A 19,903-nucleotide genomic window follows, 5' to 3' on the forward strand; every position below is an offset into this window, starting at 1 on the left:
TTTAATCACCTTTATATTTTCAAAAAAGCAAAAATAAAGTACAATGTGAAAAATAAATAAAAGGTTTTATTATGGCGTTTAAAAATTTAAAAGAACTTTCTTTTGAAAAATCAAATTATATTAAGCCTAAGAGATTTGCTTATGAAAGTAATGGTAGGCTTTGCACTTGGGATTTTATAGAATCTAAAGATAGTGTTTCAGTGCTTTTGTATCATAAAGAATTAGAAAGTTTTATTTTTGTACGCCAATTTCGTATACCACTTTGGTATCATCAAATGCATGATAAAGATTATGTAAAAGATGATGATATGGGCTATACTATAGAGCTTTGTTCTGGGCTTGTGGATAAAAAATTATCTTTAGAGGAAATAGCAAAAGAAGAATGTATAGAAGAACTAGGATATGCTCCTAAAAATTTAGAAAAAATAGGAGATTTTTATACAGGGTTTGGTTCAGGTGTAAGCAAGCAAAGCTTTTATTTCGTAGAAGTTGATGAAAAAGATAAAATTTCTTCTGGAGGTGGAGTTGATGATGAAGAGATTGAAGCTGTTTATGTTAAGGTGCAGGATTTTGAAAAAAAATGTAAAAATATGATAAGAACGCCTTTGCTTGATTTTGCTTATATGTGGTTTTTAAAAGAAAAGTGGGGAAAATTAAAGATTATTTAGGTTAAACCTTAAAAAGGTTCAACCTAGGATTTTAATGATCTGACTCATCAAGCATTTCTTTAAATACATTGAAAAGATCAAGCGATGCATTTTCAGCAACTTCGCATTTATTAATTATGCTGTGTTGAGTAATATCTTTGCTAATATCTTCTGTATTTGCTATTGTTATAGCATTATTCATATTTTCATGAACTTTTTCATGTGGCTCGTTAATTTTTAAGAAGCTTTTATTTTGCCCAAATCTTTCTTTTCCTGTGCTAGCAAGCCATTTTCCTAAGCGACAAGATGTATGATCGGCTAATTGCTTTCCTGATTTGGAAAAAATTTCTTTATAACCATTTAATTTAAAAGCTATATGATCTAGTTTTGCTAAAGATACGAAAGCTTCTGAAGCGATACCAACTGCATTTGAATTAGTAGAATGCGCTTCATTTACTAAGTGAGTAAATTTTTCGGAAAAACTCATAATATGAGCATTAGAATCTATAGAAATTTTTTCAACTTGCTCACTTTGAGTATACATTTCATTTGCATTTTGCTTTAGAAGGTTGATGTTCATTTCAACTTCTGTGGTTGCTTTTTGTGTTTTTTCAGCTAGTTTTCTTACTTCATCGGCAACAACAGCAAAACCACGCCCATGTTCACCTGCGCGTGCAGCTTCTATGGCAGCGTTAAGAGCTAAAAGATTGGTTTGATCGGAAACATCTTTAATTAGATTAATTACATTAGTAATTTCATCTACACTTCTATGCAATGTTCCTGCAACATCTCTTGTTTTATTGGCTGATTCTGTAATATTTCCCAAAGAGGCATTGATAGAATTAGCAATATGGTTAAGTTCATCCATTTCAGCAAGAGAAGTTTTAGAATAGCTAGAGATAACTTCTGCCTTATTTACATTTTCTAACATATCGCCTTGAATAATAGTAATATTTTTTAAAACCCCAGTTAATAAAACATTTAAAAGATCTGTTTTAAGTTTAGACTCTAAAGCCGCTTGTTCTAATGATGTAATTTTATTTTTTAATTCTAAATTTTCCGATTGAAATTTTTCAATTTTATGTGTAAGATTTTTATTTTCTTCTTCAAGTTTTTGAAGATCAGAATGGTTTATTTTACTTCCAAACATTGTTTTGCCTTATTTTTTATAATTTGCTAGATATTGGCTAAGTTCATCTTTTACATGAAGCTTTTCTTTTTTTAAAGTTGAAATTTCCATGCTGCTAAGAGAAGTTCTACCTTCTTCTGCATCTTTAATCATGTCATCAAGTTCATTATGACGATCAAATAGTTTATCAAAATGAGCATCTTTACCTTTTAGCTCTGACATTAATTCTCTATATTCATGTAGCATAAACTCTCCTTGTATTAGTGAAATTTAAAATTCATTTAACAAGGTATTTTACACTATTAAAAGATATTTTTAGCTTAAAAAATAATAAAATTAATAATAATTTTTAAATGTGTGTTATATAAGTGATTTGTTAAAGTTTATTTTTAAATTGGAAATTTTAAAATTGAGGAATAAATCCTCAAAATTATTTAGAATTTTGTTTTTTTAGAGTTCTTAGAGTAGAAGCTGCAATTCTCATTTTTCTCGTGGTGCCATCTTCTAAAGTTACACGAACTGTTCTGAGATTAGGTAAAAAGCGTCTTTTTGTTTTATTGTTAGCATGGCTGACATTATTACCCACCATTGGACCCTTGCCTGTGATTTGACATACTCTTGCCATTTTTTTGTCCTTATGAAAATTTTTAAATGGAGATTTTATCAAAATTAAGCTTAAAATATTCCATAATTTATAGTTTTTTTAATATATAAGTCGATAAAATATTATTTATCACATTTATATATAGTTTAAGGTTTTGATCATGTATGTAGCTCCAAGTTTATTGTCTGCAAATTTTTTGAAATTAGAAGAAGAAGTTAAAGCTATTGAAGCTGCAGGTGCGGATCTTTTACACATTGATGTAATGGATGGACACTTTGTTCCAAATTTGACTTTCGGACCTTGCGTGATCGAAAAAATTTCAACTATTAGTAAGTTGCCATTAGATGTGCATTTAATGGTTAAAGATGTAAGTAAATTTGTAGATCTTTTTATCTCTTTAAAACCGAAATTTATCTCTTTTCATATGGAAAGCGAAGTTCATCCTATAAGGCTTTGTGAATATATAAGAAGTCAAGGAATCCATCCTGCTATTGTTTTAAATCCACATACTCCTATTGATTCTATTAAACACATGCTAGAATTTGTAGATATGGTGCTTTTAATGAGTGTTAATCCTGGATTTGGTGGGCAAAAATTTTTACCTTTGATACATGAAAAAATCAAAGAATTGCGCCAAATGATTGATAAAAAAAATGCTAAAGTTTTTATAGAGGTTGATGGTGGTGTTAATGGTTTAAATGCTAGTGATTTAGAAGAATCTGGAGCTGATATTTTGGTGGCTGGAAGTTATATTTTTTCTTCCAATGATTATAAAACTGCAATTTCATCTTTAAAGCTTGAATTTTGAGTTTACAGCAAATTGATCAGATTATTTCTATATTAAATAAGCAAAGCAAGCCTTATGATTGGGTGATGCAAGAGTTTGCCAAAGTTGAAGAATTAAAAAATTTTGATTTAGATTTAGAAACTTTTGAGCTTTTGGGGTTAGGTTTAACTTTAAATAAAGATAATATTTTTACTCTTAAAACACGCACAATAAAAATTAAAGATGAAATTTTTTGCATAGTGGATATAGAAAGTACTGGTGGGGTGAGCAAGGGGGAAATTTTAGAAATTGGAGCGGTAAAAATTCAAAATTCTAAAGAAATTGGACGCTTTCAAAGTTTTGTTAAAGTAAAAGAAATTCCAAAAAATATAACTGAACTTACGGGTATTACTTATGAGATGGTGGAAAATGCTCCAAGTTTAGCAAAGGTTTTAAGTGATTTTAGGCTTTTTTTAAAAGACAGTATTTTTGTAGCGCATAATGTGCGTTTTGATTATAGTTTTATTTCTAAGGCTTTAAATGAGTGTGGTTTTGGCATTTTGCTTAATCGTCGTATTTGCACTATAGAATTTGCACAATGTTGTATAGAAAGTCCAAAATATAAACTAGAGGTTTTGAAAGAATTTCTTGGCGTGGAAAATATGCATCATAGAGCCTTAGATGATGCTTTGGCAGCTGCTGAAATTTTTAAATATTGCCTTGGAAAACTTCCTTATCATATAAAAACTACAGAAGAACTTATAAATTTTACAAAAACTGCACGTATAAAGCAAAAATAAATATTTAAAGTGTATAATTAAAACATAAATGACGGGAGCTTGTGTAACAGGCTGAGAGTAAGCTAAAAGCTTAGACCGAACCGGATCTGGATAATACCAGCGTCGGGAAGATTTATAAATTTCAATACTTTAAAAATTTATACTCACCCTTCATTTATCCAAATTTTTTAAAGGATAAATTTATGAAAACTCAAATGAATTATGCCAAAGAAGGTATTTTTACTAAAGAAATGCAGATTGTTGCGCAAAAAGAAAATTTAAGTAAAGATTTTTTGCTTGAAAATATTGCTTGCGGTAAAATTATTATCCCTGCAAATATTAATCATAAAAGTCTTGATCCAAATGGTATAGGTTTTGGACTGCGTACTAAGGTTAATGTAAATTTAGGAGTTTCAAATGATTGCGTTGATTATAGCGAGGAAATGAAAAAAGTAGAGCTTGCTCATAAATTTGGCATAGAAGCGATTATGGACTTAAGCAATTATGGCAAAACAAGTCGTTTTAGAGACGAGCTTGTTAATGTTTCAAAAGCTATGATAGGAACAGTTCCTGTATATGATGCGGTAGGATTTTTAGAAAAAGATTTAAAACAAATTGGTGCTAAAGACTTTTTAGATGTTGTATATCATCATGCTAAAAGTGGGGTTGATTTTATGACAATTCATGCAGGTATTAATTCTCGCGCAGCGCATATTTTTAAACAAAGTAAAAGACTTACAAATATAGTTTCAAGAGGAGGCTCTGTGCTTTATGCTTGGATGATGATGAAAGATGCTGAAAATCCTTTTTTTGAGTATTATGATGATTTGCTTGATATTTGTTTAAAATACGATGTAACTTTATCTTTGGGTGATGCTTTGCGTCCTGGCTCTACTCACGATGCAAGTGATGGGGCACAAATTTCAGAACTTATAGAATTATCACTCCTTACCCAAAGGGCTTGGGATGTTGGGGTTCAAGTAATGATAGAAGGTCCAGGGCATATGGCTATTAATGAAATAGAGGCAAATATGCAATTAGAAAAGCGTTTATGCAAAGGAGCTCCTTTTTATGTCTTAGGACCTTTGGTAATAGATATTGGCGCAGGGTATGATCATATTAGTGGTGCTATTGGAGGAGCTGTGGCTGCAGCTAGCGGTGCTGATATGCTGTGCTATGTAACACCTGCTGAACACTTAAGACTTCCAAATTTAGAAGATGTTAGAGAGGGTATAGTTGCGACTAAAATTGCAGCTCATGCGGGAGATATAGCTAAACTTCCAAAAGAAAGAGCAAGGGATGATGAGATGAGTAAGGCTAGACAAGAGATAGATTGGGAGAAAATGTTTAAACTTGCTATTGATGGAGAAAAGGCCAAAAAAATGTTTAATGAGCGTCGCCCTGATGATTTAAACTCATGTTCCATGTGTGGAAAAATGTGTGCAATGAATACTATGAATCAAATTTTAAAAGGCGAAGATGTGAGTTTAGCTTGAATAAACTTTGAGAGTAAGATCTATAGAGATACCTTGCTCTCCTGCTTTAAGATTAAGTGGATAATCAAGCTTGATTAAGTTATTATAGTTTTTTAGAGCATCAATAAAATCATAAAGCCTTCTAGGATTGTTCATTGTCGCTTTAATGGCTAAGCGGTTTTTTAGATATTTTTCTTGTTTTTCGGGCTTAGTTTCTTGAATTTTTACATTTTGAAAATATTTTTGTAAAAAAATATCAAAATTTCCTATATTAAAATTTTGCTCAAATTGCTCTAAACTTTTGTTGTTTTCGCTTCTTAGAGTTGATATTTTATCTTCGCTAAAGTCAAATTTTGCTTTAGCGGCTTTTAAGATAGCAAGTTGTGAGTTTTCTCTAAGATTTGCTTGTTTGTAATTTTTTAATGTCGGTAAAAGTAAAAATAAGATCAAGGCTATGCAAACGCTTATAAAACTTAACGCGCAAATGATAAGCTTTAATAAATCAATTTCTTCTAGGCTTTTATCTTTCATCTGCAACTCCTGGAATTTGTTTACTAATACTAACAAAACGATACCACCCATTATCTAAGCGGTAATAGGTTGTATAGCTTTGATCAAAGATGCTTTTTAAAGGGGTTTCTAAAAGTAGAGTAAACATTTCTCTTGTAGGAGTGACCCCGATAAGTTTTAAGGAATATTCGTCTTGTTCAACACTTTCAAGAGTAATATTATCAGTTTTTACAATAATATCAAATAGATTTCTTAAGCTTTCTTTAACAATTTGATTTTGAGTGTTAAAATTTTTCGCTATTTGGCTTTGATCAAATAAAATTTCATAAAGCATTTCATTTTGCTTAGTTTGATTTTGAAGCACTATAACTTGTTGTTTTTCATCATCGATAGAGCTATTGATTAATGCAATTTTTATTGTATATGTAAAATATACTAGCAAGATAAATAATATACTAAAACCAAAAAGTCCTAGCCAAATTTTATCAAAGAGTGTGAAAATAGGTTTTTTTCTTGGCTGTATGAAGCTATAAGTCATTTAAGCTCCTTTCGCATCAACTCTATCATAAGATCTAAGGTGTTGATTTGTTTCGTTTTTATCTCTAAAAAAGTTTCACTTTCTAAAAAATCAATAGCACTTATGTTAATATCTGATTCGCTATACAATAAAATACCATTGATAAATACCCCAGCATATTTATCATCATTATAAAATTTTTCAATGCTCGTAATAATATAACGACAAAGTTCCATATCATTGCTAAATTGATTTAATTCATCAAGGTTAAAATTATCATTATTATCCAAAGTTTCAAGATTATTTTCTTGATCAAGTAGATCAAATTTATTATTTAAGGCTTCATTGAAGTTATCTAAGGTAACTTCGGTATCATCGTTGTTGTTTTCAATTTCTTGATTATCTTCTGATGGAAGTTCAAGCTCTAAACCTAATTCTTGCTCAAATATTTTAAAATCACCGTATAAGATAGTATTGCCTTTAGCAACAATAATTGCCAAAAGATGTCCTTGTTTAAATCCATAAAGTAAAATTTGATCATCAGGCTGTTTTTCTTTTTGCATATTGTAGTAAAGAAGAGCAAAAGGGGAATATAAAAAATCTAAACCTCTATATTCTTCAAAAAGCTCGCTATAATATTCTACATGTTCGGTAGCCGTATAAACAAGGGCATTATTAAACAAAATATGCTGTAAGCTGATTTTTCCTATATTAAAGTGCTCACAATCTTGAATATTTGTACTAGGTATTAATCCTTGTTCTTTGGCATCTAAAAATAAAGCAGTGTGGTAAAATAAGAAATGCTTGCTTAAATTTTTTATGTATTCTAATAAATTTTCGCTTTTATCAAAAGTTTTTTCATTGCTACTGATTAGTTTATTTCCTCTATAAATAGAAGCTTTTACAATATTTTTTTTATCTTCTAAAATAATACTAATAAAAAGTTGTGGAAATATTTTTTTAAGTAAAAATAACATTTCATTCCTTAAATTGATCAGCTAAGCTAATTTTATCAAATTGTTCCATTAGAAATTCTTTAGCTTTTTCTTTATCTAAAGATAAAATATCCAAAGGTTCACTTAGACTATAAGTAATCTTACTAAAAGGTTTTGGCAAGATCATCTTATCCCAACTTTTAAATTCCCAAAAACGATTTGCTTCATAGTTTAAAATTCTTATCTTTAGTTCTTTTTTTTGAGCCAAAATGATAGAACCATCTGAAATACTATGATAAGGCCCTCGTGGACCATCGGGCGTGATAACTATATCGTCATTTTGTTCTAAAACTTTAAATGCAGCTCTAAGTGCACTGCTAGCACCCCTTGAAGTGCTTCCTCTTACAGTATCAAGACCGAAAAGCTTGATGATTTTTGCAATTTGTTCTCCATCTTTATGGTGGGAGATCATGACATAGGCTTTTTTATTTTTTTGTCTATAATGTCTAAACGCAAAAGGCATGAGTGCTAATTTTCCATGCCAAAAAAGTATCACACCAGCTTTACGGTCAACTTTTTCACCTTTATAGTGCTTTTTACAGCTTAAAAAAATAAGCCATTGCAAGATGAAAATTATATATGTTAAGCAATGGATTTTAAACGATTTCCCCATATAAAACCATACGCTTTGCATTAGTTATTTTTACTTCTTTAAATTGCCCTAAAAGTTCTTCGCTACCTTCAACTTGAACTAAAAAATTATTATCTGTTCTTCCAGCAATGCTATTGCCTGCTCTTAATTCTTCAAATAAAACTTTAAAAGTTTTATTTTCTTGTTTTTTTACAATTTCATCTAAAATTTCACTATGACGATTTTGTAAGGTGCTAAGTCTTCTTGAAGCTGTTTCTTCATCGATTTGATTAGGCATGGTTGCAGCTTTTGTTAAAGGGCGTTTGGAGTATTTAAAAGAAAAAATTTGTTCAAAACGCACTTTTTCCAAAACATCCATAGTTTCTTCAAAATCTTTTTCACTTTCCCCTGGAAAAGCTACAATAATGTCTGTAGAAATGCTAACATTTGGACAAAGTTCTCTAAGTTTTAAAGCTCTATTTAAATACCATTCTTTAGTATAGCCACGCTTCATAGCTTTTAAAATTTCACTTGAGCCGCTTTGTAAAGGCATGTGCATGGATTTGCAAACTTTTGGATTATTGGCAAAAACTTCTAAAAATTTATCATCCATATGCAAAGGATGTGGACTTGTAAAGCGAATGCGTTCCAAACCTTCTATAGTGCTAAGTTCTTCTAAAAGATCTGAAAAGTCCATTTTTTTATGTTCGTTTCTAAATCTTTTGCCGTAGTTATTGACATTTTGTCCTAGCAAGAAAATCTCTTTAGCGCCTTTTTCAACGGCTTTTTGAGCTTCTTTGTAGATGATGTTAAAAGGTATGGAAATTTCATCTCCTCTAGTATGTGGCACTATACAATAAGTGCAGTGTTTATCACAACCTATGGAGATATTAATATAGGATTTATAAATACTATTTCTAAAATCTGCAAAAGCAAATTCACTTTCATCATAGTCTATGTCCACCCCCATAAATTTTGGAGTTTTTATAGCTTGAGTGATTTTGGAAATATTTCTTGCCCCTAGAACAAAATCCACATAAGGAGCACGTTTGAAAATTTCATTTCCCAAATGTGATGCAGTGCATCCACAAACTCCTATTTTAGCACCTTCTTTTTTAACTTTTTCAAAGCCACCCACTTCTGAGAAAAGTTTATGCACAGGTTTTTCACGCACTGAACAGGTATTAATAAGAATAAGATCTGCTTCTTTGATATCTTCTGTTAGTGCGTAATTTTCTTTTTGTGTTAATTCTGCGATCATATGCTCAGAATCTCTGACATTCATCGCACAACCTAAAGTTTGAATAAAAAGTTTTTTAGCACTCAAAGAATATGCACCTCATACATAAAATCATTATCATCAAGTCCGTATTTTACGGTTCTATGATAAATGCTTACTCCTTTTTTTTCAAAATGATTTACAAGGGCAATAAGTTGTTTGTGTGTATTATCTTTATCAAAATAAAAAAACTTTTGTCCTTCTTTTTCTATAGCCTCTTCGATTTTTTCTAGGCTAATATTTTTAGGTTTTTCATTAATCAAAGTTCTTGCCAATTTTAATTCCATAGCTAAATCCTTAAGAATTTTCATTTTAATCTATAATTTTAGCAAATTTTACTTTTAATTAAACTTATTAAGGATATAATTTTTATCTACATTTTTAAATTTCCCACAAAAAAGGTTTTATAAAATATGGAAAAGATAGCAGATATTATCGAATCTATTGCTAATGAAAAAAATTTAAACTTAGAGAATGTAAGAGAAAAGGTAGCTACCGCTTTAATCAATACTGCAAAAAGAATTTATGGACAAGAATATGAGTTTTTTGTGGATCCTAAAAATTTAAATCTTTATCAAAAAATTACCATAGTAGCAGATAATGACGAGAGATTGCAAAATAAAAGTGAGAGTTTTATCGCATTAAGTAAGGCAAAATCAGAAGCTCCAGATGTTGAAATAGGAGATGAATTAACCTATGAATGCTCTTTGGAAAATTTAGGAAGAACTGCGGTAAATACCTTGCATAAAGAACTTGAATATCATATACAAAAATTATTAGAACAAACTATTTTTGAAAAATATAAAAACAAAGTAGGGCAAATGGTTTTTGGTACAGTTGTTAGAGTAGATAATGAAGAAAATACTTTTATTGAAATAGATGAATTAAGAGCTTTTTTACCGAGAAAAAATCGCATTAAAGGGGAAAAGTTTAAAATAGGTGATGTGGCAAAAGCTGTGATACGCCGTGTTTATACAGATAAGGGTATTAAAATCGAGCTTAGTCGTACAAGTCCTAAATTTTTAGAATGTTTACTTGAAGCCGAGGTTCCAGAAATCAAAGATGGTTATGTCAATATTATAGGATGTGCTAGAATTCCAGGTGAAAGAGCAAAAATCATTCTTCAGGCCAATGGGGCAAATATCGATCCTGTAGGTGCTACAGTAGGTGTTAAAGGTGTAAGAATTAATGCAGTAAGCAAAGAGCTTCATAATGAAAATATTGATTGTATAGAATTTACAAATGAGAGTGAAATTTTAATTTCTCGTGCCTTGGCTCCTGCTATTGTAAATTCTGTAAAAATTGAAGATAAAAAAGCTATTGTAAGTTTAAATAGCGAACAAAAAAGCAAAGCTATAGGAAAAAATGGTATTAATATTCGCCTTGCTTCTATGTTAAGTGGTTATGAAATAGAGCTCAATGAATTAAGCTCATCGCAGCTAAATAATGCCATCAGCAATGAAGAAGCAATGAAAAATCTTCAAGATTTGTTTAAAATTTAAAATATTTGTGAATTTTCACAAATATTTTTTATAAAACCACTTCCAATAAAATGTCGCAAAGATAAAAATCATACCCAATAAGCCTGTAATTAGTTCTAAACTCAAGCCTATTTCAAATAAAAAGCCCATAAGCATTGAAATAATAGCGCTAAAACTAAGATAAATCATATCTGTATAAGCGATCACTCTACCATGATATTCTTTGTCGGCATTTTTTTGTATCATAGTGTAGGTGTAAGCCCAAAGTGCTGAGGTAAAAAAACCTGCACCGATTAAACCTAAAAAAGAAATATAAAAATTAAATTGAGTTAAAGCCCAAAGTATAATACCCAAGCCTTGACCAAGATACATGTAAAATAAATTTTTATCATTAATAAATTTGCTTAAAACCATAGGTCCTATAGCTAAAGAACAAGCACGTACTGCATTTAAAAACCCTATTACTAAAGCAGCAGATAAAACTTCTTTATATTGATGTTGCGCTAAAAGCGTAACCAAGGTTTCATAAGCAGTTAAACCTATAAAAGCGTGAAGCAAGATAAGATGAAAAATTATCTTATTGTTTAAAACATAGAAAAATCCTTCTTTTATCATGGTAAAAAAGCGACTTTGTGTTTTTTGATGAAAATCAGGAATGCTTAATCTTACTAAAAAAGAAATGCCTATGAGTATAAGTATACAGTCAAATAGAAAAGCGGTTTTAACTCCTAGAAAATAAATAAAAATTCCCGCACTTGCCATACCTGCTGTATAAGAAATCGCCCAAATGACACTGTGCATTTCATTAGCGAGTTTAAGTTCTTGAGGAGTTAAAATTTTGGCCAATAAACTCATTTCAGCTTGAAAATAAATCGAAGCAACACAAAGTCTTATGAAAATTAAAATAAATAAAAGCCAAAGCATACTAAGACTTGTGACAAAAATAAGACAAAAAATAGAAATTAATTCTATGCTAATCATACTGAGTAAAAGTTTTTTAGGTTTATTTTTCTCTACTATGACGCCATTAATAGGAGCAAGTAAAACTCCAGGTAAAAAAGCAAGCATAGCACTTGTAGCTGTTGCCCAAGTAGGAGCATTAAGTTCGACTAAAAGGGTAAAAACTCCCGTTTGAGAAAACCATGCTCCAAAATATACTATAAACTGAACCGAAGCTAATATTCTGATATTTTTATTATTTTTTAATAGTTCAATGTAATTCATAAGCGAAACTATAGCATAATTTATATTTTAAATGCTATAATTATTTTAATTATGTAAAAAACAAGGAAAAATTTTGAAAAGACTGGATAAAAAAGAAGCTTTAGATTTATTACACCATGCAAGTTTAACAGAACTTGGAGAAATGGCTTATAAAAGAAAATTAGAACTTCATCCTGAAAAAATCACCACTTTTGTTGTGGATAGAAATATTAATTATACCAATGTTTGTTGTATTGATTGTTCTTTTTGCGCTTTTTATCGCCATCATAAAGAAGATGATGCTTATATTTTAAGCTTTGAAGAGATAGGCAAAAAGATAGAAGAGCTTGAAGCTATCGGGGGAACACAAATTCTTTTTCAAGGCGGGGTGCATCCAAAATTAAAAATAGAATGGTATGAAGAATTAGTTTCTTGGATAAAAGAACATTATCCAAATATCACTGTGCATGGTTTTTCAGCAGTTGAGATCGCTTATATTGCAAAAGCATCTAAAATTTCAATCACTGAAGTGTTAAAAAGATTGCAAGCTAAAGGTTTATTTTCTATACCAGGAGCAGGTGCTGAGGTGCTAAGCGATAGGGTGCGTGATATTATCGCACCAAATAAATGTGATACAGCTACTTGGTTAGAAGTACATCGCCAAGCTCATAAAATTGGTATGAAAAGTACAGCTACTATGATGTTTGGAACGGTTGAAAATGATGAAGAAATCATCGATCATTTTGAGCATTTGAGAAAATTACAAGATGAAACAGGGGGATTTAGAGCTTTTATTTTATGGAGCTTTCAAAGTGATAATACTGCTTTAATCCAAAAACATCCAGAGATTATGAAACAAAGTTCTAACAAATATTTAAGACTTTTAGCTTTAGCAAGACTTTATTTAGATAATTTTAAAAATTTACAAAGTTCTTGGGTAACTCAAGGCTCACTTATAGGCCAGCTTGCTTTAAAATTTGGGGCCAATGATTTAGGCTCAACTATGATGGAAGAAAATGTAGTAAGTGCTGCAGGAGCAAGTTATAGAATGAATCAAGATGAGATGATAAGGCTGATTAGAAGTTTAGGCGAAAATCCAGCTAAACGCAATACCGCTTATGAAATTTTAGAAAGGTTTTAATGCAGTATTTAGAGAGTAGGGGTATTAAAATCCCTTTTATTTTTGAAAAAAATTCTGATTTTCCTATTGTTGTTTTAAAGCTTGTTTTTAGAAATTGTGCTAGAAGTTATGATGAAATAGCAGGCTTAGCTAAGATGTTTTCACGTATTTTAAATGAAGGCGTGGATGATAAATTTTTTAAGGATTTAGAATTTAGAGCGATAAATTTAGAGGCAAGTAGTGGTTTTGAAAGTTTGGAAATCAATCTTTCTTGCTTGAAAGAAAATTTTGATTTTGCTTTAAAGAGTTTAGAAAAATTGCTTTTAAAACCAAGAATAGAAGAAAAAACTTTGCAAAAATTAAAAATCAATGCCTTAGGTGAGCTCGCGAGTAAAAATAGTGATTTTGATTATTTAGCAAAAAATTTACTCAATGCTCAAATTTTTAAATGTAAAGAATTTCAAAGTCCAAATGATGGAGATGAAAAAAGTATAGAAACTTTGTCTTTAAAAGATTTGCAAAATTTTTATAAAAATTTTATCCATCTTAGTGATTTGGTTGTGATTTTAGGAGGAGATTTAGAAGAAAAACAAGCCAAGGAAGATCTTTTAAAACTCTTATCAAAACTTCAAATAGGCAAAAAAAATACTCCAAAAAAATATGAGTTAGGCAAAAACATCAAAGATGAAATTTTGGTACGCCCAGAAAGTGAACAAGCTTATATTTATTTTGCTACGCCTTTTTTTGCTGATTTTAAAGATAAGGATTTATATCTTGCAAAAATTGCCTTATTTGTGCTAGGGCAAGGAGGATTTGGTTCAAGGATTATGGAAGAAATTCGTGTTAAAAGAGGTCTTGCATACTCAGCTTATGCTATGCTTGATATGAATATGTCTTTTTCTAGAGTTTTTGGATATTTACAAACTAAAAATGAAAGCGCTAAAGAAGCTAAAAAAATCGTAAAAGAGCTTTTTGAAGATTTTATAAAAAATGGCATGACTCAAAATGAACTTGATCAAGCTAAAAATTTTCTCATAGGATCAACTCCTTTGCGTTATGAAAGCTTAAGCAAGCGTTTATCTATGTCTTTTAACGAATTTTATCAAGGTTTAAATTTGGGATATTATAAAGAAGAGTTAAAACTTATGGAAAAGGTTAAACTTGAAACCATAAATGCTTATATTAAAAAACATCAAGAGCTTTTAAATATAAGTTTTGCAAGCATACAAAATGAAAATTAAAGAAAGTGATTTTGAATTTTTTAAAAAATTAAAAATTAGAAGTGCTATTGATTTAGCGCTTCTTTTACCTAAAAAAATTGAAAATTTAAATCCAAGTAAAAATCCTAAAGAAAATGAAATTTGTACCCAAAAAATCACTATAAAAAGCGTTAGTTCAAGAAAAAATCAACTTTTTGGTTTAGGTTTTTGTGAGGAATGGCAAGAAAATATTTCTTTTGTGTTTTTTCATCCTAGAGCTTGGCATTTTGGTATTTGTAAGGTAGGAAAAGAGCTTATTTTTAATGCTAAACTCTCGCATTTTAATCACACTTGGCAATTTAACAATCCTAAAATTTTAACTTCTTTTGAGGGTTTTAGTCCAAAGTATCAAATTTTAGGTTTAAAAGATACAAAAATTGCTGCTTTTATACATAAATATCTTAATTATGAAAATTTAAAAGAAAGTGGCATAGAGGATAAATATATACATTTTCTTTTAAATTTGCATGCTTATGATGAAAAAAGTTTTTTTATGTTTGAAAATTTGCAAAATTTTAGCAAAGATTTAAAATATATAGAAATATATAATTTTTTAAAGCGTTTAAAAGCTAAAAAAACGCATTTTAAAGCTCATCAAATCAATGTTTTTAATATAGCCAATTGGCTTAAAGATTTGCCTTTTTCTCTTACTAAAGATCAGCTTAATGCCTTAAAAGACATAGAAAAAGATTTACACTCAAAAGAAGCCAAAAGGCGTGTGATTATGGGTGATGTGGGGTGTGGTAAAACCTTGGTTTTACTTGGTGCGGCTTTGATGGTTTATCCTAAGCAAGCTATTTTAATGGCACCTACTAGTATTTTAGCGTATCAGCTTTATGAAGAGGCTAAGAAATTTTTACCTGATTTTATGAATATTTTGTTTATTAAAGGGGGTAAAAAAGAAAAAGATTTAGAACAAAATATCCAAAAAGCAAATCTTGTTATAGGCACTCATGCTCTAATTCATTTAGAAAGCCATAATGCCGTACTTGTAATGATAGACGAACAACATCGTTTTGGATCAGCTCAGCGTGAGAAAATTCATTCTTTAAATAAACAAGAATTTGCCCCTCATTTTATACAGTTTTCAGCTACGCCTATTCCAAGAACTTTAAGCATGATACAATCTGAACTTTTAAATTTTAGCTTTATTAAACAAATGCCTTTTAAAAAAGATATTACAACTTATTGCATACAAAATGAAGGTTTTTCTAAGCTTAGCGAGAAGATCAAAGAAGAAATCGCTAAAAATCATCAAATTATCATTATTTATCCCTTATTGAGTGCTAGTGATAAGATTCCTTATCTTTCTTTAGAGCAGGCCAAAGAATATTGGCAGAGTCATTATGAAAAAGTTTTTGTAACTCATGGAAAAGATAAACAAAAAGATGAAATTTTAGAGCGTTTTAGAGACGAGGGAAATATTTTACTAAGCACTACAGTGGTGGAAGTAGGTATTTCTTTGCCAAGATTGAGTATTATAGTGATTGTAGGAGCGGAACGTTTAGGACTTGCTACTTTACATCAACTTCGTGGCCGTGTAGGTCGTGTAGGGCTTAAAAGTGCTTGCTATCTTTATACTAAGCTTAAAGAAATTCCGAGTCGTTTAAAAGAATTTGCTAGCACTTTAGATGGGTTTAAAATAGCAGAGCTTGATCTTAAAAATCGTTTGAGTGGAGATTTGCTCGATGGTTTTATGCAACATGGAAATGAGTTTAAATTTTTTGATTTTTCCAAGGATGAGGAGATTTTAGAAAAGGTAAAAAAAGATTTGGCAAAAAAATTGCCAAATTAATGTCCGCCGTACTTGTAAAGCATATTTTGAAAATGTGAAGCTATCATTTGTGCACGCTGTAAAATGACATTTTTCATTTCTTCATTATAAACTATATTTAAACTTTCTTCAAAAAGTTTTAGCCAAATTTCAAAAAACTCTTGAGGAAAAGGAGGTAGATCTAAGTGCTTTTTTAAGGGTTGCCCATTATAATCACCTTCGCCTAAAAGCATGCCTGCCCAAAAATTTCCTATTTTTGCTTTATGTTCTTTCCATTCTTCATCGCTTGTTCCAATAGCATTGTTAAAAATAGGACCTAAATCCTTATCTTTTCTAACTTTTTCATAAAATATTTCCATGAGTTTTGCTATGCTTTCTTGATTAATTGTTTCAAATTTCATATAAGCCTTTCTTAAATGTTAATTTTATGGCGTTAATATAGCAAAAATAAGATAAATTAAATTTAACATAAGTTAAGAATGGAAATATTATATAATGAAAGATTATTTAGAACTTTTATCTAGTGTAGGAAAATTAAAAAAATTTCAAAAAAATAGTATTTTATTTTATGAAGGCGAAGAGGCTAAAAAATTTTTTATTTTACTCAAGGGAAAAATACGCATTTATAAAAGTACAGCAAGTGATAAAGAAATTACTTTGCATTATTTTAATCCTCCAAATTTTATAGCAGAAATGCCTGCTTTTAAAAAATTAAATTATCCTGCTAATGCTGTTTTTGAAGAGGATGGAGAAATTTTGGAAATTGATTTTATTAATTTTCAAAATTTATGCAGTGAAAATAAAGAATTCAATTTTTTACTTATCAGTTCACTTTTTGATAAAATTAAAATTTTAGAAAAGAAATTATCTCAAAATGCATTAGATTTAAGGACGAGATTATTAAAGTATCTTTTGGAAAATGAAAAAAATTTAGATACAATTTCACAAAAACAAATTGCAATTGATTTAAATGTTAGAGCGCAATCTTTATCTCGAGTGTTAAAAGAACTTAAAATTTCAGAACTTATTGATACAAAAAAAGGTAGAATTGAAATTTTAAATAAAGATATGATCATGAAAGAATTTTGGTAAAATTTAAGGTAGAGAATGGATTTTGATTTTATATTAGCTCAAGCTCCTGCTTTTTTAACGGCTGCTTGGCTTACGATAAAACTAAGCTTTTTTGGAATTATTTTTTCTTTGATAATAGGTTTGTTTTGTATTTTAATGAGTTATTTTAAAATAAAAATTTTAGAAAATATTTGCAAGCTTTATATAGAGTTTTCAAGAAATACGCCTTTATTAATTCAACTTTTTTTCTTATATTATGCTTTACCTAAATTTAATATACATTTAGAGCAAATTCCACCGCTTGATTTGATTTGCTTAAGCGTAGAAGAAACTTTAAGGCCTTCTTTTGCTTGTGCTATAGTAGGACTTAGTTTTTTAGGAGGTTCTTATATGGCTGAAAGTTTAAGAGCGGGATTTGAAGCCATAAGAAAACAGCAGTTTGAAGCGGGACTTTCTTTGGGTTTTTCAAAATTTGGAAATTTGCGTTATGTGATTTTGCCGCAAGCTTTGGCTATTTCTATGCCAAGTATTAGTGCTAATATTATATTTTTAATCAAAGAAACTTCAGTCGTTAGTATTATTGCCTTGCCAGATTTGGTGAATTTAATGAAGAGTTTAAATTCCTTAACCTATAAGACAGATGAGCTATTGTTTTTGTTGTTTATGGGATATTTATGCATTATTTTGCCTTTGTCTTTTATTTTGCTAAAGTTTGAAAAAAGGTTGCTTCATGCTTGAACTTTTAAATACCGATACGCTTTTAAGACTCTGGCAAGGGCTTTTTGTCACTCTTGAAATTTCATTTATCAGCATTATTATTACTTCGATAGGTGGGTTATTTTTAGGAATTTTAATGAGTTTTAAAAATACCTATATCTATGCTTTTTGTCGTTTGGGTTTAGAATTTGTGCGTGTTATGCCACTTTTAGTATGGCTTTTTGTGGTGTATTTTGGTTTTCCTAGATGGTTTGGGTGGGATTTGAGTTCTGCAAGTGCAGCTATTATTGTTTTTAGCATTTGGGGTTGTTTTGAGATGATGGATTTGGTGCGTGTTTCCTTGCAGAGTATTCCAAAACATCAGTATGAAAGTGCATCATCTTTAGGTTTAAATACGGTGCAAAGTTTTGCTTATGTTATTATTCCACAAGCTATGCGTCGTTTAACTCCTATGAGCATGAATTTACTTACTCGTATGATTAAAAGTACAACCTTTGCTTATTTAATCGGCGCGGTAGAGCTTGTAAAAGTAGGGCAACAAATTATAGAATTTCATAATAGAAATGATTTTGCACCTTTTATTATTTATGGTTTGATTTTTTTTATCTTTTTTATACTTTGTTATCCTATCACTTTATATTCAAGAAAATTAGAGAAAAAATGGAGCTAAAATGAGTATACTAAAAATAGAAAATTTACAAAAGTATTATGGTTCGCATCATGCTTTAAAAGATATTAATTTAGAAGTTAAGGCTAAAGAAGTTGTGGTGATTTTAGGTCCTAGCGGATGTGGAAAATCTACGCTTTTGCGTTGTATTAATGGGCTTGAAGAGATTGCAAGTGGTAATATTTATATTGATAATGAGAAAATAGATAAAGATTTTAAAGAATGGCCAAGAATGCGTCAAAAAGTTGGTATGGTTTTTCAATCTTATGAGCTTTTTGAGCATTTAAGTGTTGAAGAAAATATACTTCTAGGGCCTATGAAAGTGCAAAAAAGAAAGAAAGATGAGGTTTTAAAAGAGGCTAAAATTTGGCTTGAAAAGGTGGGGCTTTTGCATAAAATTCATGCTTATCCAAGAGAACTTAGCGGAGGACAAAAGCAAAGAATTGCCATAGTAAGAAGTTTATGCATGAATCCTGAGTTAATGCTTTTTGATGAGGTTACAGCAGCGCTGGATCCTGAGATTGTCAGAGAAGTTTTAGAAGTGATGTTAAATCTTGCAAAAGAGGGTATGACTATGCTTATTGTTACTCATGAAATGGGTTTTGCTAAAGCTGTAGCAGATAAAATTATTTTTATGGATGAAGGAAAAATCATCGAAGAAAATGATCCTAAAAGTTTTTTTAAAAATCCAAAAAGCGAAAGAGCAAAGAAATTTTTAAATTTATTTGATTATCATAATATAGATAAAAATAATATTGGTTTATGATAATAAAATTTACAAGACTAAAATTTTATAGAAAAACTAAAAAAGTCTTGACAAAATTTTTTTTTTGAGTTATAATCTTACTTTTATTTTTGCTGGTTTAGCTCAGTTGGTAGAGCAGCTGCCTTGTAAGCAGCAGGTCGGGGGTTCAAGTCCCTTAACCAGCTCCATTTATTTTAGCAGTGTTTGACCAGAATATTGAAAAAGCAATATTTTTATGGTGAGTTACTCAAGTGGCCAACGAGGGCAGACTGTAAATCTGCTGGCTTTCGCCTTCCGTGGTTCGAATCCACGACTCACCACCATGCTTTGCGGGAGTAGCTCAGTTGGCTAGAGCATCAGCCTTCCAAGCTGAGGGTCGCGGGTTCGAGTCCCGTTTCCCGCTCCAATAATTTAAAAGAACTGGGAGCTGTATTTTAAAACCTTTAACTTACAGTATATATCCCATTTAAGAGTTTTTGTTGTCTGTTATTGTGTATAATTTTTCTGAGCGCTCGTATGGCTCAGAGGTAGAGCACTCCCTTGGTAAGGGAGAGGTCGCGGGTTCAATTCCCGCTATGAGCTCCATGAATTGAA

The 19,903-nt window shown here is 30.2% G+C and carries 23 protein-coding genes, 4 tRNA genes and 1 riboswitch; of the genes, 16 read left to right on the forward strand and 11 right to left on the reverse strand.

Annotated elements, in window-relative coordinates:
* Positions 1-71: 71 nt before the first annotated feature.
* Complete coding sequence (locus tag FBE87_RS02180; RefSeq protein WP_002855131.1) at positions 72-668, forward strand: NUDIX domain-containing protein; 597 nt, start codon at positions 72-74, stop codon at positions 666-668.
* Positions 669-699: 31 nt separating this feature from the next.
* Here FBE87_RS02180 and FBE87_RS02185 read toward each other — a convergent pair whose 3' ends face one another.
* The 3 genes from FBE87_RS02185 to rpmB all read right to left on the reverse strand — a co-directional run bounded on the left by FBE87_RS02185 (position 700) and on the right by rpmB (position 2,401).
* Complete coding sequence (locus tag FBE87_RS02185) at positions 700-1,797, reverse strand: methyl-accepting chemotaxis protein (RefSeq protein WP_002858516.1); 1,098 nt, start codon at positions 1,795-1,797, stop codon at positions 700-702.
* A 9-nt stretch (positions 1,798-1,806) separates the two neighbouring features.
* On the reverse strand, positions 1,807-2,022 hold the full coding sequence (locus tag FBE87_RS02190; protein WP_002855201.1) for a YdcH family protein: 216 nt from the start codon (positions 2,020-2,022) through the stop codon (positions 1,807-1,809).
* A 184-nt stretch (positions 2,023-2,206) separates the two neighbouring features.
* On the reverse strand, positions 2,207-2,401 hold the full coding sequence (gene rpmB, locus FBE87_RS02195; RefSeq protein WP_002854974.1) for a 50S ribosomal protein L28: 195 nt from the start codon (positions 2,399-2,401) through the stop codon (positions 2,207-2,209).
* Positions 2,402-2,540: 139 nt separating this feature from the next.
* Here rpmB and rpe point away from each other — a divergent pair, with 139 nt between their 5' ends.
* From rpe to thiC, 3 genes are all read left to right on the forward strand, one after another.
* Positions 2,541-3,188 (forward strand): ribulose-phosphate 3-epimerase, encoded by a 648-nt coding sequence (rpe, locus tag FBE87_RS02200; RefSeq protein WP_002858571.1) that lies wholly within the window; start codon positions 2,541-2,543, stop codon positions 3,186-3,188.
* The gene (locus tag FBE87_RS02205) at positions 3,185-3,946 is read left to right on the forward strand and encodes a 3'-5' exonuclease (RefSeq protein WP_057042354.1); all 762 of its coding nucleotides are present in this window, start codon (positions 3,185-3,187) and stop codon (positions 3,944-3,946) included. The genes rpe and FBE87_RS02205 overlap by 4 nt, the downstream gene beginning before the upstream one ends.
* Positions 3,947-3,967: 21 nt before the next feature.
* A riboswitch (TPP riboswitch) is annotated at positions 3,968-4,072 on the forward strand.
* A gap of 56 nt (positions 4,073-4,128) precedes the next feature.
* Positions 4,129-5,421 (forward strand): phosphomethylpyrimidine synthase ThiC, encoded by a 1,293-nt coding sequence (gene thiC / locus FBE87_RS02210; protein ID WP_032589549.1) that lies wholly within the window; start codon positions 4,129-4,131, stop codon positions 5,419-5,421.
* Here the strand turns inward: thiC and FBE87_RS02215 are convergent.
* The 6 genes from FBE87_RS02215 to FBE87_RS02240 are packed head-to-tail and all read right to left on the reverse strand — an operon-like array spanning position 5,413 to position 9,559.
* The gene (locus FBE87_RS02215; protein ID WP_198510212.1) at positions 5,413-5,931 is read right to left on the reverse strand and encodes a hypothetical protein; all 519 of its coding nucleotides are present in this window, start codon (positions 5,929-5,931) and stop codon (positions 5,413-5,415) included. The two genes, thiC and FBE87_RS02215, sit on opposite strands and share 9 nt — an antisense overlap.
* Positions 5,921-6,448, reverse strand: a complete 528-nt coding sequence (locus FBE87_RS02220; RefSeq protein ID WP_002858498.1) for a hypothetical protein — start codon at positions 6,446-6,448, stop codon at positions 5,921-5,923. The genes FBE87_RS02215 and FBE87_RS02220 overlap by 11 nt, the downstream gene beginning before the upstream one ends.
* Positions 6,445-7,404 (reverse strand): hypothetical protein, encoded by a 960-nt coding sequence (locus FBE87_RS02225; protein ID WP_002854773.1) that lies wholly within the window; start codon positions 7,402-7,404, stop codon positions 6,445-6,447. The genes FBE87_RS02220 and FBE87_RS02225 overlap by 4 nt, the downstream gene beginning before the upstream one ends.
* A 1-nt stretch (position 7,405) precedes the next feature.
* Positions 7,406-8,035, reverse strand: a complete 630-nt coding sequence (locus tag FBE87_RS02230; RefSeq protein ID WP_002880682.1) for a lysophospholipid acyltransferase family protein — start codon at positions 8,033-8,035, stop codon at positions 7,406-7,408.
* Entirely contained in the window at positions 8,019-9,320 is a 1,302-nt protein-coding gene (gene miaB / locus FBE87_RS02235; protein ID WP_002857621.1) for a tRNA (N6-isopentenyl adenosine(37)-C2)-methylthiotransferase MiaB, read from the reverse strand. Before miaB ends, FBE87_RS02230 begins: the two co-directional genes overlap by 17 nt.
* Positions 9,317-9,559: an HP0268 family nuclease gene (locus FBE87_RS02240; RefSeq protein WP_002851103.1), complete on the reverse strand. Its 243-nt coding sequence runs from the start codon at positions 9,557-9,559 to the stop codon at positions 9,317-9,319. Before FBE87_RS02240 ends, miaB begins: the two co-directional genes overlap by 4 nt.
* A 126-nt stretch (positions 9,560-9,685) precedes the next feature.
* Between FBE87_RS02240 and nusA the strand changes: the two genes are divergently transcribed.
* Complete coding sequence (nusA, locus tag FBE87_RS02245) at positions 9,686-10,774, forward strand: transcription termination factor NusA (RefSeq protein WP_002866986.1); 1,089 nt, start codon at positions 9,686-9,688, stop codon at positions 10,772-10,774.
* A gap of 15 nt (positions 10,775-10,789) precedes the next feature.
* Here nusA and FBE87_RS02250 read toward each other — a convergent pair whose 3' ends face one another.
* Positions 10,790-11,977, reverse strand: a complete 1,188-nt coding sequence (locus FBE87_RS02250; protein WP_100621695.1) for an MFS transporter — start codon at positions 11,975-11,977, stop codon at positions 10,790-10,792.
* Positions 11,978-12,050: 73 nt separating this feature from the next.
* Here FBE87_RS02250 and FBE87_RS02255 point away from each other — a divergent pair, with 73 nt between their 5' ends.
* From FBE87_RS02255 to recG, 3 genes are read left to right on the forward strand one after another with little or no spacing between them, the layout of a single operon-like run.
* Positions 12,051-13,097 carry a dehypoxanthine futalosine cyclase gene (locus FBE87_RS02255; protein WP_002868792.1) on the forward strand — a complete coding sequence of 349 codons (1,047 nt, stop codon included), beginning with the start codon at positions 12,051-12,053 and terminating at the stop codon, positions 13,095-13,097.
* A complete protein-coding gene (locus FBE87_RS02260; RefSeq protein ID WP_002858609.1) occupies positions 13,097-14,317 on the forward strand; it encodes a pitrilysin family protein in 1,221 nt (406 codons plus the stop codon). The genes FBE87_RS02255 and FBE87_RS02260 overlap by 1 nt, the downstream gene beginning before the upstream one ends.
* Positions 14,307-16,130 carry an ATP-dependent DNA helicase RecG gene (gene recG / locus FBE87_RS02265; RefSeq protein WP_100621694.1) on the forward strand — a complete coding sequence of 608 codons (1,824 nt, stop codon included), beginning with the start codon at positions 14,307-14,309 and terminating at the stop codon, positions 16,128-16,130. Before FBE87_RS02260 ends, recG begins: the two co-directional genes overlap by 11 nt.
* Here recG and ctb read toward each other — a convergent pair.
* Positions 16,127-16,510, reverse strand: coding sequence for a truncated hemoglobin Ctb (gene ctb / locus FBE87_RS02270; RefSeq protein ID WP_002858471.1), 384 nt, complete (start codon positions 16,508-16,510; stop codon positions 16,127-16,129). The genes recG and ctb overlap by 4 nt on opposite strands.
* A gap of 94 nt (positions 16,511-16,604) precedes the next feature.
* Between ctb and nssR the strand changes: the two genes are divergently transcribed.
* From nssR to FBE87_RS02310, 8 genes are all read left to right on the forward strand, one after another.
* Positions 16,605-17,201: a nitrosative stress-sensitive transcriptional regulator NssR gene (nssR, locus tag FBE87_RS02275; RefSeq protein WP_100621693.1), complete on the forward strand. Its 597-nt coding sequence runs from the start codon at positions 16,605-16,607 to the stop codon at positions 17,199-17,201.
* A gap of 15 nt (positions 17,202-17,216) precedes the next feature.
* Positions 17,217-17,918, forward strand: coding sequence for an amino acid ABC transporter permease (locus FBE87_RS02280; protein ID WP_002858512.1), 702 nt, complete (start codon positions 17,217-17,219; stop codon positions 17,916-17,918).
* Positions 17,911-18,567, forward strand: a complete 657-nt coding sequence (locus FBE87_RS02285) for an amino acid ABC transporter permease (protein WP_100621692.1) — start codon at positions 17,911-17,913, stop codon at positions 18,565-18,567. The genes FBE87_RS02280 and FBE87_RS02285 overlap by 8 nt, the downstream gene beginning before the upstream one ends.
* Position 18,568: 1 nt before the next feature.
* On the forward strand, positions 18,569-19,330 hold the full coding sequence (locus tag FBE87_RS02290) for an amino acid ABC transporter ATP-binding protein (protein WP_002858600.1): 762 nt from the start codon (positions 18,569-18,571) through the stop codon (positions 19,328-19,330).
* Between the two features lie 91 nt (positions 19,331-19,421).
* A tRNA-Thr gene (locus FBE87_RS02295) sits at positions 19,422-19,497 on the forward strand.
* Positions 19,498-19,546: 49 nt separating this feature from the next.
* Positions 19,547-19,632 (forward strand) — tRNA-Tyr (locus FBE87_RS02300).
* A 6-nt stretch (positions 19,633-19,638) separates the two neighbouring features.
* A tRNA-Gly gene (locus FBE87_RS02305) sits at positions 19,639-19,715 on the forward strand.
* A gap of 104 nt (positions 19,716-19,819) precedes the next feature.
* Positions 19,820-19,894, forward strand: a tRNA-Thr gene (locus FBE87_RS02310).
* Positions 19,895-19,903: the final 9 nt, after the last annotated feature.

The organism is Campylobacter sp. CFSAN093246 (assembly GCF_012889415.1).
Lineage (GTDB): Bacteria > Campylobacterota > Campylobacteria > Campylobacterales > Campylobacteraceae > Campylobacter_D > Campylobacter_D jejuni.

Excerpts from the sequence above, each read along its gene's own strand:
- FBE87_RS02180 (WP_002855131.1), top strand. The coding sequence starts at position 72 with ATGGCGTTTAAAAATTTAAAAGAACTTTCTTTTGAAAAATCAAATTAT.
- FBE87_RS02185 (WP_002858516.1), bottom strand. The coding sequence starts at position 1,797 with ATGTTTGGAAGTAAAATAAACCATTCTGATCTTCAAAAACTTGAAGAA.
- FBE87_RS02190 (WP_002855201.1), bottom strand. The coding sequence starts at position 2,022 with ATGCTACATGAATATAGAGAATTAATGTCAGAGCTAAAAGGTAAAGAT.
- rpmB (WP_002854974.1), bottom strand. The coding sequence starts at position 2,401 with ATGGCAAGAGTATGTCAAATCACAGGCAAGGGTCCAATGGTGGGTAAT.
- rpe (WP_002858571.1), top strand. The coding sequence starts at position 2,541 with ATGTATGTAGCTCCAAGTTTATTGTCTGCAAATTTTTTGAAATTAGAA.
- thiC (WP_032589549.1), top strand. The coding sequence starts at position 4,129 with ATGAAAACTCAAATGAATTATGCCAAAGAAGGTATTTTTACTAAAGAA.
- FBE87_RS02215 (WP_198510212.1), bottom strand. The coding sequence starts at position 5,931 with ATGAAAGATAAAAGCCTAGAAGAAATTGATTTATTAAAGCTTATCATT.
- FBE87_RS02220 (WP_002858498.1), bottom strand. The coding sequence starts at position 6,448 with ATGACTTATAGCTTCATACAGCCAAGAAAAAAACCTATTTTCACACTC.
- FBE87_RS02225 (WP_002854773.1), bottom strand. The coding sequence starts at position 7,404 with ATGTTATTTTTACTTAAAAAAATATTTCCACAACTTTTTATTAGTATT.
- FBE87_RS02230 (WP_002880682.1), bottom strand. The coding sequence starts at position 8,035 with ATGGGGAAATCGTTTAAAATCCATTGCTTAACATATATAATTTTCATC.
- FBE87_RS02240 (WP_002851103.1), bottom strand. The coding sequence starts at position 9,559 with ATGGAATTAAAATTGGCAAGAACTTTGATTAATGAAAAACCTAAAAAT.
- nusA (WP_002866986.1), top strand. The coding sequence starts at position 9,686 with ATGGAAAAGATAGCAGATATTATCGAATCTATTGCTAATGAAAAAAAT.
- FBE87_RS02250 (WP_100621695.1), bottom strand. The coding sequence starts at position 11,977 with ATGAATTACATTGAACTATTAAAAAATAATAAAAATATCAGAATATTA.
- FBE87_RS02260 (WP_002858609.1), top strand. The coding sequence starts at position 13,097 with ATGCAGTATTTAGAGAGTAGGGGTATTAAAATCCCTTTTATTTTTGAA.
- recG (WP_100621694.1), top strand. The coding sequence starts at position 14,307 with ATGAAAATTAAAGAAAGTGATTTTGAATTTTTTAAAAAATTAAAAATT.
- ctb (WP_002858471.1), bottom strand. The coding sequence starts at position 16,510 with ATGAAATTTGAAACAATTAATCAAGAAAGCATAGCAAAACTCATGGAA.
- nssR (WP_100621693.1), top strand. The coding sequence starts at position 16,605 with ATGAAAGATTATTTAGAACTTTTATCTAGTGTAGGAAAATTAAAAAAA.
- FBE87_RS02280 (WP_002858512.1), top strand. The coding sequence starts at position 17,217 with ATGGATTTTGATTTTATATTAGCTCAAGCTCCTGCTTTTTTAACGGCT.
- FBE87_RS02285 (WP_100621692.1), top strand. The coding sequence starts at position 17,911 with ATGCTTGAACTTTTAAATACCGATACGCTTTTAAGACTCTGGCAAGGG.
- FBE87_RS02290 (WP_002858600.1), top strand. The coding sequence starts at position 18,569 with ATGAGTATACTAAAAATAGAAAATTTACAAAAGTATTATGGTTCGCAT.